A 17,796-nucleotide genomic window follows, 5' to 3' on the forward strand; every position below is an offset into this window, starting at 1 on the left:
CCTGCAAATTCGATACACTGGCAGCGGTATATCAACTTGCCCCCTCGATATACCGGAACAAGGCTTCGAGGGACATTTTCCCTCGAAGTCTGGTTTCCGGGGTCCGAGCATTTCCAGCAAAAGTGCGAAGCGGTTTTGCGCGGGATAATGCGACGGAAAACCAGCATTTCCAGCAAAAGTGCGAAGCGGTTTTGCGTTGGAAATGCGGACAAAAAGACATTTAGATCGGCACCCCTATTCAAGTGAAATGGAGCCGCTCTAAAGGGGGTATTTACGATGAAATGTGCCTACTTCGTGCGCCCGCACATAGGCGGGACCTATTCGGTGTTCACGCGGATGCGCGCGTCATTGGCGCGCTCGGACATTGAGCTGCGCTGGCTTGCGACGGGGGCTGCGGGCGACACCGTCAGCGTGCCTGAAGGGCAGGGGCTGGAGGATGCCGAGCGGCAGGGTGATGCCATTGACCGAATGGGTGTTCTCGATGAAGAAACCCGCGCCAAGCGCATTGTTGATTTTCTGCGCGATAATCGGTTCGATGCTGTCTTCGTCAATGTGCTGTCGCAGCGCTTTGAAACCAATCTCGTGCGCTATCTGCCCGCCGATATTCTGCGCGTTATGATCGTCCACAGCATCACGCCCGGCACTTATGAGGCGGCACGGGCAATCCGCGATCATGTTCATACGACGGTCGGCGTGTCCAACCGCTGCCGCGACGATCTTGTTCGCGGTTACGGTTTCGATGTGGCGCGAACGCTGGTCATCCCGAACGGGTTGAGCCGTGATCCCCATGTCGGGCGCGCGCCATCGCGCAGCGCTGACGGAAAGCCAATCCGGCTTTTACATCTTGGCCGTATCGACGACAGTTCCAAAGGTGTGTTCTGGCTGCCCGGTATTTTGCGGCGGCTCAGCTGCGATTATCATCTGACGATTGCAGGCGATGGGCCGGACCTCGAAGCGCTGCGCCACAAGCTGGAACCATTCGGCGACAAGGTCAGCTTTACCGGATGGGTCGCGCCTTCCGATGTGTCATGGCTGGTCAGTCAGCACGATGCGCTGGTCATGCCCTCCCGCTATGAGGGGTGCCCGATGACGCTTATGGAAGCGATGAGCCAGGGTTGCCCGGCCATCGTATCGCGCATTGCAGGTGTGACGGATATGATCGTCACCGATGGCGAAGACGGGATGCTCTTCCCGATTGGCGATTGCGGGCGGGCGGCGGCACAGATTGACCGGCTTGCCGGTGATCCGCAATTGCGCAACCGCATGGCGGAAGCGGCGGTGCGGAAAGTCACTTCGACTTTCGACAGCGATATTGTCGGAGGCGCTTACGTCAATCTGCTTCAAAAGCTGCACCGGGACCGGCCGGAAATCGCGCCGCCACTGGCGTTGTCGCAATGGTCCATGCCGAATGCGCTGCATAAGAACTTGCGCAGCCGCCTGCCGCAGCCGGTCAAGAACTGGCTGCGCCGGATAAGGGAACGAATGTATGCGGGATGGTCCGCAGCCTGACCGGCTGCCGAGCAATCGAAGGATTTCGCTATGAATCTGTTCACATCGCAGTTTCGCAATTCCCAATTGCTGGGCAGCAAGGCCCATGCGCTTATACCCGGCGGTTGCCACACCTATGCCAAGGGCGACGATCAATACCCGGTTCTGGCGCCGGGATTCATCCAGCGCGGTTGCGGTTCGCATGTCTTCGATGTCGATGGCAATGAATATATCGAATATGGCATGGGCAACCGAGCCGTGGGATTGGGCCATGCCTATCCGCCGGTCTTGAGGGCTGTGCGTGATGCGTTGGAGGATGGGTGTAACTTCACGCGCCCCAGCGCCATCGAGGTGGATTGCGCGGAGCGCTTTCTCGAACTGATCGACACTGCCGAAATGGTCAAGTTCTGCAAGGATGGTTCGGACGCCACATCCGGCGCAATGCGTCTGGCACGCGCCTATACCGGACGCGACATGGTCGCCTGTTGTGCGGATCATCCGTTCTTTTCCACTGATGACTGGTTTATCGGCACGACGCAGATGAATGCGGGTATTCCGGCATCCGTTTCGACCCTGACGGCGACCTTCCGCTATAATGATCTTGCCAGCGTAAAGGCTCTGTTCGAGGATTATCCCGGGCGCATTGCGGCCATTATTCTGGAACCGGCGCGGGCCGATGATCCGAAGGACAATTTTCTGCATGAAGCGATGCGCATCGCCCATGAAAATGGTGCGCTGTTCGTGCTTGACGAGATGATTACCGGCTTCCGCTGGCACAGGCAGGGCGCGCAGAAACTCTATGATATTGTTCCGGACCTTTCCTGTTTCGGCAAGGCGCTCGGTAATGGTTTTGCCATTTCGGCGCTTGCGGGCAAGGCGGAATATATGCAGCTCGGCGGCCTCATTCAGACGGAATTTCCGCGTGTGTTCCTACTGTCCACCACGCACGGCGCTGAAACCCATGCCTTGGCAGCCGCTATGGCGACAATGGCGGTTTATCGCGATGAACCGGTTATCGAGCACCTGTATGAACAGGGGGCCAAGCTTGCGAGCGGTATGAACGAGGCGATCACCCGCCACGGCTTAAGCAACTATGTCAGCACGGTTGGACGCGACAGTTGCCTCGCCTATGCGACGCTGGACGAAACCGGCGCGCCATCGCAGGCGTTCCGCTCCCTGTTTCTTCAGGAGACCATCCGGCGTGGTGTGTTGATGCCTTCGCTGGTGCTTAGTTATACCCATAGCGATGATGATATCGCGAAGACGGTCGATGCGATTGACGGCGCTCTTGCTATCTATGCGCGGGCGCTGAATGACGGTGTCGAGACCTATCTGACAGGACGTCCATCGCAGGTGGTCTATCGCCGCTTCAATGAAAACGTGAATGCATGTCCGCCCGCGACGCTATGAGAGGGATGCTGGCAGGTTTGCTTGCGTTTGTGTTGCTGAATGGGGCGACGCAAGCCGCGACGGAGGTCAAGCTGCCGATCCATGTCAGCGAAAGCCACCGCTATTTTGAAGATGCATCGGGTAAGCCATTTCTGATGCAGGGCGACACCGCATGGTCATTGATCGTCCAGCTGAAACGCGATGACGTTGAGCTCTACCTGAAAGACCGTCGCAAACGCGGCTTCAACACCCTGTTGGTCAATCTTCTGGAGCATCAGTTTTCCAGCAATCCGCCTGCCAATGCCTATGGCGACAAGCCGTTTAAAGATGCCGCTTTCGGCGCGATCAATCCGCGTTATTTCGATCATGCCGCATGGGTGATCGAGCGGGCGCAGGCGCTCGGCTTTGTGGTCTTGCTGGCCCCGGCCTATCTCGGCGCAAATGGTGGTGGGCAGGGCTGGTATCTGGAAATCGAAGCCGCAGGACCGGCACGGATGCGCGCCTATGGCGAGGCGGTAGCACGTCGCTTTTTCAAATATTCCAACATTGTCTGGGTGTTGGGCGGCGATTTTGATGCGCCGGATAAACGGCTGGTGTCCAGTCTGGCGGATGGTATCGCTGCGGTTTTGCCGAATGCGCTGCAAACCGTGCATACGCGGCGCAATAGCAAGACAGCCGAGATTTGGTCCGACGCCAAGTGGCTCTCCATCGACACTGTTTATGACTATGACAACGTTCATGGCTCTGTGCTTGCCCGGACCAAAGATAACCGGATGCCGGTCATTCTGATTGAGACGCTCTACGAGAATGAGCATGGCACAAAGGCGCAGTTGATCCGCCAGAACGCCTATGGCGCGCTGCTGGCCGGAGCGGTCGGGCAGTTCTTCGGCAATAGTCCGATCTGGCACTTTGGCGGCCCGGGCGTGTTCGACTCTGATCGTGACTGGCGGCAAGAGCTGGACAGCCCCGGCGCGCGGTCGATGACGGTTCTGCGAAAGCTGTTTGCTGTCTTGCCATGGACCGATCTTCAGCCTGACCGCAGCGGCCAGATTACGGCTGCGCAAAACCTTTACGCCGCTTCTTTTGCAGGCGGAACAGGGGCCGTGATCTATGGCGAGGCAGGCAGCTTTTCCGTTAGCAAAGCCGTGGTGAAGGCAGGCCTTGATGTCACATGGATCGACCCTTCTTCCGGGGTTGGGACGCAAGCCGCCACGCCGCACGAAGACGACCAGACGCTGACGTTCCGCGCCCCCGCAGAAAAGAATGCTGGAGGCGATGGCGACTGGATTTTGCTGATCGGCAAGCCGGGCCAGTTTGCGCTTAACCGAAAGGGGTAGGCGCTACGCCCTTTCGCTGCGGTGCTCCCCGCTTGTCTTTAACCGGATATGCCTTCGGTCAAATCGCTACCCCCACTGCTGCGTGATTAACTTGGATTATTGGGGATGCAGAGGAAACGACTATGAAAGTGCTGGTTACCGGAAGTCAGGGCTATATCGGATCGGTCATGGTGCCGATCCTTATTCATGCGGGCCACGAGGTGTCGGGCTACGATATCGGTCTTTACGAACACTGCCTGTTCGAAGAAGGTGGCGCGGTCCTTCATGTGCCGACGCTGCGCAAGGATGTGCGCGATGTGTCGCCGCGCGATCTGGAAGGTTTCGATGCAGTTATTCATCTGGCCGCGCTGTCGAACGATCCGTTGGGCAATCTCAATGAAGAACTGACCTATGATATCAACCATCGCGCCAGCGTGGCAATGGCGAAAGCCGCCAAGCGTGCGGGCGTGGGGCGGTTTCTCTTCGCATCGTCCTGCAGCAATTATGGCATCAGCGATGCCGACCTGATCGACGAAACCGGCGAGCTGAAGCCGGTGACGGCCTATGGCCGCTCGAAGGTGCGCGCTGAGCAGGAAATCCGTGAACTGGCTGATGCAGATTTCTGCCCGGTCTATCTGCGGCCCGCAACAGCCTATGGCGTGTCGCCTTTCCTGCGCTTCGATATTGTGTTGAACAATCTCGTTGCCTGGGCGGTGACTAAGGGGCTGATCTATCTGAAATCAGATGGCACGCCATGGCGGCCCATCGTGCACATTCGCGATATTTCCCGTGCTTTCATGGCGGCCATGGAAGCACCACGCGAGAAGGTCTTCAATGAAGCCTTCAATGTTGGTTCTACCGAACACAATTACCGTATTCGTGATATTGCAGGCATTGTAGCCGCGACGGTGCCCGATTGCCGAATTGAGTTCGCGGAAGATGCCGGGCCGGATACACGCTCCTACCGCGTGAGCTTCGAGAAACTGGCGCGGGTTCTGCCCCATGCAAAGCCGCAATGGGATGCGGCGGCTGGTGCTGAAGAATTGCTCGCAGCCTATAGCCGCTCAACCTTGACTCTTGAGGAGTTCGAAGGGCCAAGGTTCCAGCGCATCGCCCATATTCGCAAGCTTTTGGAGGAGGGCGTTCTCGACAGCGATTTGCGGCGCGTCGAGCTTATGCAGCCGCCACTCAGAGCAATCGCATGATGGATGCGCGGCCAGCAATCATGGACATGCACCGGTCTCCAGACGGGCAGGCGATCTATGATCTGGCCGCGCAGCTTTATCCGATCTGTCGCAGTCTGACGGGCGAAGGCGTGCGGGAAACGCTCGCCCTTATCGGTGGATATCTGCCGCTGGAGATTCATGAGGTGCCAACCGGCACCCCGCTTTTCGACTGGAAAGCGCCGCAGGAATGGGTGATCCGCGAAGCCTATATTGCAGATAACAACGGCCAGCGGGTCGTCGATTTTGCGCGGCACAATCTGCATGTGGTGAATTTCAGTATGCCTGTGCGAACAAGGCTTTCGCTCGAAGCCTTGAAGATCCACATTCACACGCTGCCCGATCAGCCCGACCTCATTCCTTATCGCACCTGTTATCATGCGGAGGACTGGGGTTTCTGCATGGCGCATACTGACTTTCTGGCAATGGCCGAAGGCGAATATGACGTGGTTATCGACGCCGAGCGGCGCGACGGCGCGCTTGTCTATGGAGAGTTCACCCATCGCGGAACAACGGACGAGATTTTTCTTATCTCCGCGCATCTTTGCCACCCCTCGCTTGCCAATGACAATTGCTCCGGTCTGGCATTGCTGACGCTTCTGGGGGCGGCGCTGAAAGCTCGCTCCACGCGGCTGACTTATCGCTTTCTGTTCGGCCCGGCGACATTCGGCGCGCTTGCGTGGTTGTGCCAGAACGAGCCCAATCTTGATCGTGTCAGCCACGGCATGGTCCTGTCCTGCGTTGGGGATGATGGCGGGCCGAATTACAAGCGCAGCCGTCGCGGCAATGCGACGATCGACCGGATCATGGGACAGGTGCTCGCGCAATCCGGTCTGGCTGGCGCGACGATGCATGATTTCTGGCCCTATGGTTATGATGAAAGGCAGTTCTGTTCGCCAGGATTCAACCTGCCGGTCGGCATGTTCCAGCGCAGCCTTTATGGCACTTTCCCTGAATATCACACCTCTGCGGACAATTTGGATTTCATCAAGCCGGAATGTCTTGAGCAATCCTTCAATCTCATCATGCAGGCTATTGAAATAGCGGAACGAAACTGGGTTCCGCTCAACACCTCGCCCAAGGGCGAGCCGCAGCTTGGACGCCGTGGGCTATACGGCAAGACCGGCGGGGGCAGCCGGGCCGCGCCGGAAGCGATGGGCATGCTTTGGGGTCTCAATCTGGCTGACGGCAGCGCGTCGCTTCTCGATATGGCCGAGCGGTCGAAACTGCCTTTCGCAACGCTCGCCGTTGCTGCGGACAGATTGCGCGATGCGGAATTGCTGATCGAGTTGAAGTAGTGGCCCTAAATTAGTGGCCAAGAACGATCCTTGTCCGAAATGACGCTGGGTTGGTTCGGCCAAGGTATGCCGAGCGCCGGATCGTTATAGCGCAGGCCCGTTGCGTGATCCGGCGTATAGGGATGCGAGATCATGTAGCGGATGAGGACATTATCGGTAAGCGCCTGAAATCCATGGGCGCAGCCTTCCGGAATATAAAGCTGCAGGCCGTTCTCCGCTGAAAGCTCCAGGCCAACCCAGCGCATATAGGTAGGCGATTTGGGCCGTATATCCACCAATACATCCCAGACGGTGCCTTGCAGGCAGGTCACCAGTTTCGTCTCAGAATGCGGATCGTTTTGATAATGCAAACCGCGCAAGGTGCCTTTCTCCCGCGAAAAGGAAAGGCTGTGTTGCGGATAGTGGGTTTCCATCTGCCGTTCGGCAAAATCTGCTTCGGAATAAACGCGTGTAAACCAGCCGCGCTCATCTTCAAGCCGGTCCGGCTCGATAGACCAAGCGCCATCGATGTTTAAAGAAGTAAACCGCATCTATTTGCCCCGTTTCCGCCTGCCAATATTCTGACAGCGTGGTCAAAGCCCGGTAGAGCCTTCTTCGAGGGACGATCTTCACCTTCCGGGGTAGATGCCTCCTCCCGATAGGTGAGCCGCCTACGCCCTTGCTCGCCCTATGACGCAAGGCGGGTGAGGATTGGCAACATCCCTACGGCGATGGCTGCGCCCAATGGTATGTGCGTCGCGCTCCAGATGGCAGTCTCGGCAATCTTTAGACCGCTTAGTAGTTTTGGGACCAGAGTAGTCGTGGCCATTGTAACGGCCAGAGCGGAGGGGGGTGTGTATGACCATCCAGACACCGGATATTTCGCGGAGCAAAAGCATGACGCAAGAGCGGACCGGCTGTCGTCTGTGCGGTAAGAGGCTCAAACACACATTTGTGGATCTCGGCATGTCGCCGCCCTGCGAAAGCTTCCTTGCCGCCGATCAGCTGGACCGCATGGAGCCTTATTACCCGCTCTATGCGCTGGTCTGTGATCATTGCTATCTCGTGCAGCTGAAGGAGTATTTTTCGCCCGCAGAGATTTTCACGGAATATGCCTATTTCTCGTCCTTTGCGACCAGCTGGGTGGATCACGCCAGAGCCTATTGCGACGCGATCACCGAAAGGCTGGAGCTGGACGAAAATAGTTTCGTTGTCGAGGTCGCCAGCAATGACGGCTATCTGCTTCAGCATTTTCTACCTAAGGGCATCCCGGTTCTGGGCATAGAACCCGCCGCGAATGTGGCGCAAACGGCAATCGCCAAAGGCGTGCCGACCCGGATTGACTTCTTCGGCGCGAAACTGGCGCTGGAAATGCTGGGTGACAGTCAAAGCGCCGATCTCATCATCGGCAACAATGTTTTAGCGCAAGTGCCTGATCTGAATGATTTTGTGCGCGGTATGCAGCTTCTGCTGAAGCCGGAAGGTGTCATCACGCTGGAGTTCCCGCATCTTGCCAATCTGATCGAGTTCAACCAGTTCGACACGATCTATCACGAGCATTTCTCCTATTTCTCGCTTCTGACCATTCGCTTCATGGCGCACAGGCACCATCTCAAGATCATCGATGTCGAGGAATTGCCGACCCATGGCGGATCGTTGCGGGTCTATCTGGCGCGCACCGGCAGCAAGCGCAAGGCGTCGCCCCGGGTGGCGGCCCTTCTCAAGAAGGAAGAGAGCTTCGGCCTCAACGATATATCGACCTATGAGCAGTTTGCGGAAAAGACCCGCCACGCCAAGCGCGATCTTCTGTCCTTCCTGATTGCAGCCAAGAATTCCGGCAAGTGCATCAGCGGTTACGGCGCGCCTGGCAAGGGCAATACGTTGCTCAACTATTGCGGCATCGGCACGGATTTTCTGGATTTCACTGTGGACCGCAATCCCTACAAGCACGGGCGCTATACGCCTGGCATGCATATCCCCATCTACGACGTACCGGCGATAGACAAGTACAAGCCGGACTACATCCTCATCCTGCCCTGGAACTTCAAGGATGAGATCATCCGGCAGATGCAGCATGTGGTCGAATGGGGCGCGAAATTCATCATCCCCATTCCTCATGTCCGATTGATCGATCCAGCTCTGATTACAGAGGAGCGTTAGCCATGAAAGTCGTTCTGTTTTGCGGCGGTCTTGGAACCAGAATCCGCGAATATTCAGAAAATGTGCCAAAGCCGATGATCCCGCTCGGCCATCAGCCGATCCTGCATCACGTCATGGAATATTACAGCGATTACGGTCACAACGATTTTGTTCTCTGTCTTGGCTACAAGGCCAATGTCGTGAAGGATTTCTTCCTGACGATACGCCCGCAGACTTTTGCGGATTGCGTGGTCTCCAATGGCGGGCGCAATGTTGAATTGCTGGAGGAGGTGGATCGCGACTGGAGCGTGACCCTGCTCGACACCGGCATCTGGCGCAATATTGGCGAACGCCTGTGGAGCGCGCGCGCCCATGTCGAGAAAGAGGACATGTTCCTCGCCAATTACAGCGATGGTCTGAGTGACGTTGATCTTGACGACATGACGCGGCGTTTTGAGGCAAGCGGCAAGGTCGCCTGTTTCCTCGCTGTGCGCCCACCACTGACCTATCATCTGGCGGATATCGCCGAGGGCGGGGACGTCCGGGCTTTCCGGACGTCGAACACCTCCGATATCTGGATCAATGGCGGCTATTTCCTCTTCCGCAAGGAAATCTTCGATTACATGCGGGAGGGCGAAGAGCTGGTGCTGGAACCGTTCAGCCGTCTTATCGCCGACAATCAGCTGATGGCATACAAATATGAAGGCTTCTGGCGGTCCATGGATACGCTGCGCGACTGGCAGACGCTGGAAGACATGGTCGAGAAGGGCGATATGCCCTGGAAGAAACACAAGGCGGAGCAGCGCGCTGCCAACATAGCCATAGCGCTATGATCGACCTGCGTTCTCTCGCCAATCCGGGCAGACCGCTTCAGGTTTTGTGTCTTGGCGCGCACTCGGACGATATCGAAATTGGCTGTGGCGGAACGCTCCTCAGCCTCATCGAAGCAGGAACGCCGATGCACATCGAATGGTGTGTGCTGTCAGGCAATGAAGAACGGCGCGTCGAGGCGGAGGCTTCGGCGCGCGATTTTTTGCGCGGTACGGAAAATCCGGGCATCCTTCTTACAATGTTCGAGGATAGCTACTTTCCTGCGCAGATGCGCGAGATCAAGGCATGGCTGATCGAGCAGCGCAGTCGCCAGACGCCGGATATCGTGTTCACCCATCGCCAGGGCGATGCACATCAGGATCACCGTACAGTCAACGAACTGACATGGAATCTTTTCCGCGACCAGTTGATCCTCGAATATGAAATCCCGAAATGGGATGGCGATCTCGGTCAGCCCAACGCCTATTCAGCCCTTTCGGCAGTTATCATGGAACACAAGGTCGAGCTTCTGATGAAGCATTTCGGCACGCAACGCTCGAAGGACTGGTTCGACCCGGAAATATTTCGCGGACTGGCGCGACTGCGCGGCATGGAGTGTCGCGCGCCGGAAACCTACGCCGAAGCGTTTCATATGCGCAAGCTGCGTCTGTTTTAGCTATGTCTGGAGATACGAAAAAGCCCGTTGCGCTGGGAGGAGGAGTGCGCAACGGGCTGATTGGTAAAGCGCGATTGGGAGGAGGAGTATCGCGCTTCGTGTCCGGTTTCTGGGAGGAGGAGTGAAACCGAACAACGCCAAAATAGGTGCGCGATCTGAGGTTTACAAGAGGACATGCTGCACGGCAGCTATGCATTTTTTAAAGGGCTAAAAAAAGAAACCGCCCCGCAGCGGTTTAGCGCGCTGGGGCGGTCACTCCCTCCTCCAAGTGGAGCACACAATAATGTGGGAGTTGCTAAAAGCAAGCCCCCGATAAAACTCTATAAATTTCAGAAAATACTGAAATTCATGAAGCTTATTGAGCAGTTACCTGATCTCCTGCTGATGACTGGTTTAGTTTCGACTAATCTCGGATCGTACTCGCCCCCAATGCGTGACTGCCCGCTCAACAAAACTTTGGCTAATATTGATATATTTTATGGATTACCCAACTGCCGCGAAGCGGTGCGCAACCCCGGCACCTGCGCGAAGCTGCCATTTGAGTGCGCTTCGCGGTTGTACCCCGCAATTCTCAGAGATTGCTATTTCCATTTTGGAACAGGTATGATTAGGTTCGTGTCGACTGATTTAAGGAATCAGTTTTCGACATTCGCGGTTCGATAGGCCTGTGCAAAGGAATTTTAGACAGGGCTATAAAAAACTCTGGTTCAAGGTGAGTTTCAGAAAAGGCTCATAATTTCAGTCACTTAACCAGATCGTTCTCCCAATTATTTGGGTAAATCATCCATTCCGATCACGTAATCTTTCACGCTGGAACCCTTTGTTGGTTTTAGAATCGGTCTTTAGCCGCCATTTTTTCCCTGCGTGCACTCCTGAGAGCTCGCCCGCCTCGCGCCCCTAAGCCCCCCGCCCAAACGCGAGGCGGTTCCTTATCAAGGACCTCCTGTTTTTTCCAAGAATCGTAATCAGTCCATTATGCCGGAATCGGGCGGCTTCGATCTGCGCATTTCGAGCTGCGACGCGCTTTGCGCTTTGCTTTGTATAAAAATCGCAGTCACGTTTTAAGACGTAACGCAGCGTCACATTTGATTGGGATTTAATCGTAAATCCGAACCGCTTTCTTCTGTGGAAGACGCCGAAAAGCCCGGCTGATGCCCTATTCTTCGGCTACGTTTAAGCGAATTGAGTCGATTGGTGCTTTGAAGCGCGTCTCGGCTTTGAATGTATGCAGCAGAAGGCGGCATCATGTCTGAGCGCTTTTGCTTCGCCAACCGGCGTGCATGACCGGACGCCAGCCAAAAATTAACCATCTGTTAACCATTCCGCATATAGACCGAGTAAACCGTTTTTTAACCAAGATGAATCAAGTGCTAACACAATCCCGTCCGATCCGTTTGAAAGGGCGCTCCTTTCTTGCGCTGGTGCTCTCGCCTGAACTGCCGCTGGACGGCTGGCTTGACAGGCTGGACGATCTTGCCGCGCGTTCGGCGGGGTTCTTCCTGAACCGTCCGGTCGTGCTTGATCTTGAGAATCTCGTTATCGAACGGATGCAGCTGGTTCAGCTACTGGAAGATCTTGCAGGTCGCGGTGTCTGGATCACGGGTTTTGAAAATGCCCGTCCTTCGCTTCTCGGTCCCGGCATGCCGCCGGCGCTGCGTGGCGGACAGGCCGCGGCAGATTTCAATCCGGAGGTGAGCGAGCCTGCCGCGCCTTCAAAGCCGGTTGCGGTGGCAGCACAGCCCAATGTGCAGCTGGTGAAGGCCGTGCCCTCGATGGTGGTAACGGAACCTGTGCGCTCTGGCCAGTCCATCTATTTCCCGGATGGCGATGTGACCGTTGTCGGTTCGGTGGCTTCCGGTGCGGAAGTGGTCGCGGGCGGTTCGATCCATGTCTATGGCGCGCTGCGTGGTCGTGCGATGGCCGGGACGGCGGGCAATTCCAATGCGCGCATTTTCTGCCGCAAGATGGAAGCCGAGCTTGTAGCGATCGACGGTCTCTATAAGACGGCGGAAGACATGGAAGCCAGACTGCGCGGGCAGGCGGTGCAGCTCTGGCTCGATGGCGATTACATGATGGCCGAAACGCTCGGCTGATCGAATTTATTGAAAAGAAATCATGCCCGGTTGGGCGGGCAATACTCTCATAAGGCGTGCGGGAGCTACAGGAGACCAATATGGCAAAAGTAATTGTTGTAACTTCCGGCAAGGGTGGCGTTGGCAAAACGACATCCACTGCAGCCATCGGCGCCGCTCTCGCGCAGCGTGGCGAAAAGACCGTCGTTATCGACTTCGATGTCGGTCTGCGTAACCTAGATCTGGTGATGGGTGCCGAACGCCGCGTAGTGTTCGATCTGGTGAATGTAATTCAAGGCGATGCAAAGCTGCCACAGGCGCTTATTCGTGATAAGCGTCTCGACACGCTCTATCTGCTGCCCGCCTCCCAGACCCGCGACAAGGACAACCTCACCACCGAGGGCGTTGATCGCGTGATCGAAGACCTCAAGAAGGAATTCGACTGGATCATCTGCGACAGCCCGGCCGGGATCGAGCGGGGCGCGACGCTGGCCATGCGCCATGCCGACATGGCCGTTGTAGTGACCAATCCGGAAGTGTCGTCGGTGCGCGATTCTGACCGCATCATCGGCCTTCTCGACGCCAAGACGCTCAAGGCCGAGCGCGGCGAACGGGTGGAAAAGCACCTTCTGCTGACGCGCTACGACCCTATCCGCGCCGAACGCGGTGACATGCTGAAAGTCGAAGACGTTCTTGAAATCCTGTCTATCCCGCTTCTGGGCATCATCCCTGAAAGCCAAGATGTGCTGCGCGCATCCAATATCGGCTCTCCAGTGACGCTTGCCGACCAGCGCAGTGCGCCGGCCTTGGCCTATCTGGATGCAGCGCGCCGCCTGGCGGGCGAAGAAGTGCCGATGACTGTCCCATCCGAAAAGCGCAGCCTTCTGGGCAAAATTTTCGGAAGGAGAGCGGCATGAGCCTATTTCGTTTCTTCACCAAGCAGGCTTCCGCGCCCATGGCGCGCGAACGTCTGCAAGTTCTGTTGGCGCATGAGCGAGCGTCCGAGGGACATTCCGATCTTGTGGCGGTGCTGAGGGAAGAAATTCTCGCGGTGATCGCCAAGCATATCCAAATCGATCGCGACAAGGTCAGCGTGAAGATGGATCGGGGAGATCAGATGTCGACACTCGAAGTCGATATCGAACTTCCCTTGAAGCAGAAGGTGCGGGCAGCCTGATCTTCAAAGCATCTCCCGCAGCGACGTTTGAATGCGTCGTGTCTGGGAATGCCTCAATACAACGTGCGGGGGCGATAATGGAGGAATATTTCCATGAACCGCGGCACACTTCTTATCCGTCTGAAAGAGCTTCAGGAACTGCCTAAGTTTCAGAAGCGTGATATCTGTACGGTAAGTGCCTTTCTACCTCTCGACGCTCTGGCAGAACATGTCAGGGTTTGCGAGGAGGCGGCAGGCGTAGCGCAAACGAGGCAGGATCATTGATCCTGCCTTTTTCGCTGGCTCACGCCTTTATCACGGCACGGCAAAATGCATCTGCAAGTAGCAGCCGAGAAGCAGAAGCACGACCGCAGCCGCTATGAGAGCCAGAATTTTCATATAATAGCATTCGCTCAATCTCCGCTCACGTTCAATAAAACTGATGGTGATCGAAGTGCGAGGGGCCGGGAAGGGATCAGGCGGCGTTCTGGAGCAGTTCGCGCCGCGCAGTCGCAACAACCTGCTGCGTCAAGTCCGAGAGCCGATCTGCCGCGAGGCGATTGACCTGCCAATAGAGCGGTACATCGAGCGGGGTGTCGTGAACAAGTTCGACCAGCTTGCCCGAAGCAAGGTGGTCCTTAACCAGCACGTTTGGGTTGACGCCCCAGCCCATGCCGTCGAGGCACGCTTCTACAAACCCTTGGGTGGATGGCAACCAGTGTGTCGGGCAATTGATGTCCGCCTTCAGGTTTTCCTTGATCCAACGCTCCTGCAGCCGATCTTTCTGATTGAAGGTCAAGGCTGGCGCGGCGGCCAGCGCTTCGCGTGTCACGCCAGCCTTGAAGTATCGTTCCACGAAATCCGGCGATGCTGTCGCGTGGTATCGTAGCGTACCGAGCGGAACGATCCGGCAACCTTGCACCAGCTTTGCGTGCGATGTCACAGCCGCCAGCACGCGCCCGCGCTGGAGCCATGCGGCTGTGTGATCCTGGTCGTCTACGGCAATGTTGAGAAGGAAGTCGGATCCTTTCGTAAAGGCCGAGATGGCTTTCAGAAACCATGTGCCGAGGCTGTCGGCATTGGTGGCGATGTTCAGCGTGACGCGCTGCTTACGATCATCGGCTCCTGCAAGGGCTGGCAGCTCTTCAAGCAATTCGCGCTCCAGCATCCCCACCTGTTCGATGTGGCGGCAGAGCCAGTCGCCTTTCTCTGTCGCGGTACAAGGCGTGCCGCGTGAAATAAGCACTGTGCCGAGCCGCTCTTCCAGGTGCTTCACCCGCTGAGATATCGCTGATGGCGTGACATTGAGGGCGCGGGCCGCTTTCTCGAAGCTGCCGGTTTGAACCACCATCGCGACGGCACGTAGTGCGGAATAATCGATCATTAGTTTATCTTAATTGTCGTTAGTATCTTTAAATATACTAATCCGGGCTGGGCCTATATCCAAGCGCTATCAACCATTCCAATTTGTGTGGCATTCAGCGCCATGCTCCGTAGAGAGTCGTAATGAATTTCTCCGTTTATCTGACGGGCCTCACCATGGGCCTCAGCCTGATTGTCGCCATAGGCGCGCAAAACGCTTTCGTTCTGCGGCAAGGGCTGCGCGACGAACATGTTTTCGCAGTCAGTCTTGTCTGCGCGGTATCCGACGCGGCGCTGATCACGTTGGGGATCACCAGCTTCCAGAAGATCGCGGTCGCGCTGCCTGCCATTGATCCGATCATGCGCTATGGCGGTGCGGCTTTTCTGATTTGGTATGGAGCGCGAAGCCTTTATGCGGCAATCACATCGTCAACGGCGCTATCGACCGGCAATGGTCCGGCGACGGGCTTTTGGAAGACGATTGGCACCTGCCTCGCTCTGACCTGGCTCAATCCGCATGTCTATCTTGACACAGTTGTTTTGCTGGGCACGATCTCGACCCAGTTTCCGGGGCTGGGAGGCGCGTTCGCTATGGGCGCGATTACGGCTTCGTTCGTGTTTTTCTTTTCGCTGGGATTTGGCGCGCGCTGGTTACGGCCGGTCTTTGCCAGGCCGTCGTCGTGGCGCGTACTCGAAGGCGTGATCGCATTTGTGATGTGGGCAATTGCATTCAAGCTGCTGACCGGCGCATAAGCGCCAGACATTGTTGATCAGGATTGGTCTTCTGGCAGCCGTTGACGGATGCGCTCGGAAACATAGCTATGCAGCGTGAAGGAGGTTGCGGGGTTGTGATCCGGTGCCTTTGGAAAGCCTTTGAGATCCTGCGGCGCAATGCCAAACCGTTCCTTGAAAAATTTGGTGAACTGCGCACGGTCGGAGAAGCCGCAGGCATAGGCGACTTCCTTCATGCTGAGCCGCCGTCCGCCGTCATTGATGAGGCGTCGATAGGCAAGATCTAGCCGTTTGTTGCGGATGAGCTTTGTGACACCGCTATCAGGTTCAAATGCACGATAAAGATGCGAGTGCGACAGCTTGAACTGTTGCATGATGCTTTTTGGCGAAAGGTTTGGATCGGCCAGATTCGCGTCGATATGGTCGAGCACGCGCTGGCGTAGTGGCTGGCTGACCACAAGATATTCTTCGAGGGTGAAAGCCTGCCTGTTGATGGCTGCTTTCAGCAAAACCATCAGGGATTCCTGAATTTCAGGATAATCGTTCTGATCAATCGTATCGATGATCCGGTCGAGTGTCAGAATGAAATTGAACAGGATCTTGTTGGTTGCGATATTCGAGGGAAGCACCAAGCCATGCAGGTTTTTACCCGGAAAGAATTTGTTGAGTTCCTTGCGCGGAATGGCCAGCGTCACGCGGGCGCCAGCTTCTTTCCTGCTGGTCATCACCTGTGTCAGATCGAGAATGAAAATGTCGCCGGGCTTCACATCGACGCTTTTCCCGTTGAAGTCACCGCGATAATCGCCAGCTAGGACAAGCTGCAGCAGATAGAGGTCGAGGTCGGTTCTCGCGATGATTTTCGGCGTCCGATCACAGAATTGATTGCTGAAAGTGGTATTACCAACCACCATCTCGCCGAACAGGCGCGAGCGGACGGAGCCGCTCATGACCTTTTCGCCGTGCTCAAGCGTCGGCGAAACTTCGTAAATGATGGCCGACGTCTCCCGCCAGAAATCGTTGCGGTTCTTTTCGTCGACCATGTCTGCCGATATATAATGGCCGCTCTTCATGTGCCCCCAACCGCGACAAATATCAGCTGGCAACTTTGCAAGCGAATATGTTTTCGCAAGTGATAAGTTTCCAACTGTTTCCAATTACTCCCAAGCCCAGACCTAATCTATCAAATTTGTCCCCCAACACGCAATATGGGATAAAGTTGCCGCATATTAGGGACATACATGTATTGTCATCAGAATTTCGTGAGCTATTTCTAAGTATTGGAATTCATTATTTTTAGAGCTTGTTGAAATATCGAATGATTCAATCAAATTCGGGTTTTTAACAAAATTTTCTTGATATATACTCGAGTATAGTTATCAGTTTTGGATGAAAATTCTGAGGAAAGTCGATCGTTGGGTTGAATATTTCTTGATGCTGACGAGATATATTTGGCGGAGATAATAAATTATACGGCGATGGCAATTCAGGGTTGTCGAAATTTCATTCTGTTTGCGACACGGCGAAGTCGCAACTGTTGACCTATCGCCGAAATTATCCCCCGCCAAGTTTCGTTCCTCATTGGTGACAACCGACGCTTTTACCGCCGTTCGATCACGTCGCACTCAGCATAAGGAATGCGTGGACCGTTACGATCCCGATTTCTCCTTTTGCAATAAACCGCTTTATCAGAAAGGATCGATAATGATCGTAAAGCGAAAAATACAGTTGCTCGCATGCATGGTGGCGCTGGCGTTTGCCTCGCCGGTGCAGCTGGCATTTAGCCATGACTGGGACCATGATCATTGGCATCATGACCACGATTTTCCCCCCTTTGGTCATGACCATGATCATGATTTTCATCATCATCACGACCATGCTGGTGCAGCTGTTGCGGCAGGCATCCTCGGTCTGGCGATTGCTGCTGCGGTTGCCGACAATGGCAGCAACCGCCCACACGACGTCTATGCACCGCCCCCGCAACCTTATTATGCGCCGCCACCCCCTTATCGTCTGAGTCAGGGCATCACCTGTTACCCGGCGCAGAGGGCCTGCTACCTTCCAAACGGGCACTATGCGGGCATTACGACCCATTCGCAGTTCGGCAATTAGGAAATACGGCGATTATGAAATTTCATCACTTCTTGCTGGGCGCGGCA

The 17,796-nt window shown here is 55.9% G+C and carries 18 protein-coding genes; 15 read left to right on the forward strand and 3 right to left on the reverse strand.

What is annotated here, in order from left to right:
* The first annotated feature begins 276 nt into the window (after positions 1-276).
* The 5 genes from JAU75_RS09045 (at position 277) to JAU75_RS09065 (ending at position 6,714) form a co-directional block, all read left to right on the forward strand.
* Positions 277-1,509, forward strand: a complete 1,233-nt coding sequence (locus JAU75_RS09045; protein ID WP_199056183.1) for a glycosyltransferase family 4 protein — start codon at positions 277-279, stop codon at positions 1,507-1,509.
* Positions 1,510-1,539: 30 nt separating this feature from the next.
* Positions 1,540-2,898 (forward strand): glutamate-1-semialdehyde 2,1-aminomutase, encoded by a 1,359-nt coding sequence (locus JAU75_RS09050; RefSeq protein ID WP_199056184.1) that lies wholly within the window; start codon positions 1,540-1,542, stop codon positions 2,896-2,898.
* Complete coding sequence (locus JAU75_RS09055; RefSeq protein WP_371836132.1) at positions 2,877-4,214, forward strand: DUF4038 domain-containing protein; 1,338 nt, start codon at positions 2,877-2,879, stop codon at positions 4,212-4,214. Before JAU75_RS09050 ends, JAU75_RS09055 begins: the two co-directional genes overlap by 22 nt.
* 122 nt (positions 4,215-4,336) lie before the next feature.
* Positions 4,337-5,398 (forward strand): SDR family oxidoreductase, encoded by a 1,062-nt coding sequence (locus JAU75_RS09060; protein WP_199056185.1) that lies wholly within the window; start codon positions 4,337-4,339, stop codon positions 5,396-5,398.
* On the forward strand, positions 5,395-6,714 hold the full coding sequence (locus tag JAU75_RS09065) for a DUF4910 domain-containing protein (protein WP_247880430.1): 1,320 nt from the start codon (positions 5,395-5,397) through the stop codon (positions 6,712-6,714). The genes JAU75_RS09060 and JAU75_RS09065 overlap by 4 nt, the downstream gene beginning before the upstream one ends.
* 5 nt (positions 6,715-6,719) lie before the next feature.
* Here JAU75_RS09065 and rfbC read toward each other — a convergent pair whose 3' ends face one another.
* Complete coding sequence (gene rfbC, locus JAU75_RS09070; RefSeq protein ID WP_199056186.1) at positions 6,720-7,244, reverse strand: dTDP-4-dehydrorhamnose 3,5-epimerase; 525 nt, start codon at positions 7,242-7,244, stop codon at positions 6,720-6,722.
* A 307-nt stretch (positions 7,245-7,551) separates the two neighbouring features.
* Here rfbC and JAU75_RS09075 point away from each other — a divergent pair, with 307 nt between their 5' ends.
* The 8 genes from JAU75_RS09075 to JAU75_RS09110 all read left to right on the forward strand — a co-directional run bounded on the left by JAU75_RS09075 (position 7,552) and on the right by JAU75_RS09110 (position 13,831).
* The gene (locus JAU75_RS09075; protein WP_199056187.1) at positions 7,552-8,853 is read left to right on the forward strand and encodes a class I SAM-dependent methyltransferase; all 1,302 of its coding nucleotides are present in this window, start codon (positions 7,552-7,554) and stop codon (positions 8,851-8,853) included.
* Positions 8,854-8,855: 2 nt separating this feature from the next.
* Positions 8,856-9,665, forward strand: coding sequence for a sugar phosphate nucleotidyltransferase (locus JAU75_RS09080; protein ID WP_199056188.1), 810 nt, complete (start codon positions 8,856-8,858; stop codon positions 9,663-9,665).
* A complete protein-coding gene (locus tag JAU75_RS09085; RefSeq protein WP_199056189.1) occupies positions 9,662-10,318 on the forward strand; it encodes a PIG-L deacetylase family protein in 657 nt (218 codons plus the stop codon). The genes JAU75_RS09080 and JAU75_RS09085 overlap by 4 nt, the downstream gene beginning before the upstream one ends.
* A gap of 174 nt (positions 10,319-10,492) precedes the next feature.
* Positions 10,493-10,981 carry a hypothetical protein gene (locus JAU75_RS09090; RefSeq protein ID WP_199056190.1) on the forward strand — a complete coding sequence of 163 codons (489 nt, stop codon included), beginning with the start codon at positions 10,493-10,495 and terminating at the stop codon, positions 10,979-10,981.
* Positions 10,982-11,676: 695 nt separating this feature from the next.
* Positions 11,677-12,411, forward strand: coding sequence for a septum site-determining protein MinC (minC, locus tag JAU75_RS09095; protein ID WP_199056191.1), 735 nt, complete (start codon positions 11,677-11,679; stop codon positions 12,409-12,411).
* An 80-nt stretch (positions 12,412-12,491) separates the two neighbouring features.
* On the forward strand, positions 12,492-13,307 hold the full coding sequence (gene minD, locus JAU75_RS09100; RefSeq protein WP_109367680.1) for a septum site-determining protein MinD: 816 nt from the start codon (positions 12,492-12,494) through the stop codon (positions 13,305-13,307).
* Positions 13,304-13,567, forward strand: a complete 264-nt coding sequence (gene minE / locus JAU75_RS09105; protein WP_078339193.1) for a cell division topological specificity factor MinE — start codon at positions 13,304-13,306, stop codon at positions 13,565-13,567. Before minD ends, minE begins: the two co-directional genes overlap by 4 nt.
* 93 nt (positions 13,568-13,660) lie before the next feature.
* Positions 13,661-13,831, forward strand: coding sequence for a hypothetical protein (locus JAU75_RS09110; RefSeq protein WP_199056192.1), 171 nt, complete (start codon positions 13,661-13,663; stop codon positions 13,829-13,831).
* Positions 13,832-14,021: 190 nt separating this feature from the next.
* Here JAU75_RS09110 and JAU75_RS09115 read toward each other — a convergent pair whose 3' ends face one another.
* Positions 14,022-14,930 (reverse strand): LysR family transcriptional regulator ArgP, encoded by a 909-nt coding sequence (locus tag JAU75_RS09115; protein WP_199056193.1) that lies wholly within the window; start codon positions 14,928-14,930, stop codon positions 14,022-14,024.
* Positions 14,931-15,052: 122 nt separating this feature from the next.
* On the opposite strand from JAU75_RS09115, the gene JAU75_RS09120 reads away from it, so the two are divergent.
* Positions 15,053-15,661 carry a LysE/ArgO family amino acid transporter gene (locus JAU75_RS09120; RefSeq protein ID WP_199056194.1) on the forward strand — a complete coding sequence of 203 codons (609 nt, stop codon included), beginning with the start codon at positions 15,053-15,055 and terminating at the stop codon, positions 15,659-15,661.
* Between the two features lie 17 nt (positions 15,662-15,678).
* Here the strand turns inward: JAU75_RS09120 and JAU75_RS09125 are convergent, their stop codons facing one another.
* A complete protein-coding gene (locus JAU75_RS09125) occupies positions 15,679-16,710 on the reverse strand; it encodes a helix-turn-helix domain-containing protein (protein WP_199056195.1) in 1,032 nt (343 codons plus the stop codon).
* Positions 16,711-17,278: 568 nt separating this feature from the next.
* Between JAU75_RS09125 and JAU75_RS09130 the strand changes: the two genes are divergently transcribed.
* Positions 17,279-17,749: a hypothetical protein gene (locus JAU75_RS09130; RefSeq protein WP_199056196.1), complete on the forward strand. Its 471-nt coding sequence runs from the start codon at positions 17,279-17,281 to the stop codon at positions 17,747-17,749.
* The last annotated feature ends 47 nt before the right edge of the window (positions 17,750-17,796 follow it).

Origin of the sequence: Ochrobactrum sp. Q0168, assembly GCF_016427605.1 — a bacterium.
Taxonomy (GTDB): Bacteria; Pseudomonadota; Alphaproteobacteria; order Rhizobiales; family Rhizobiaceae; genus Brucella.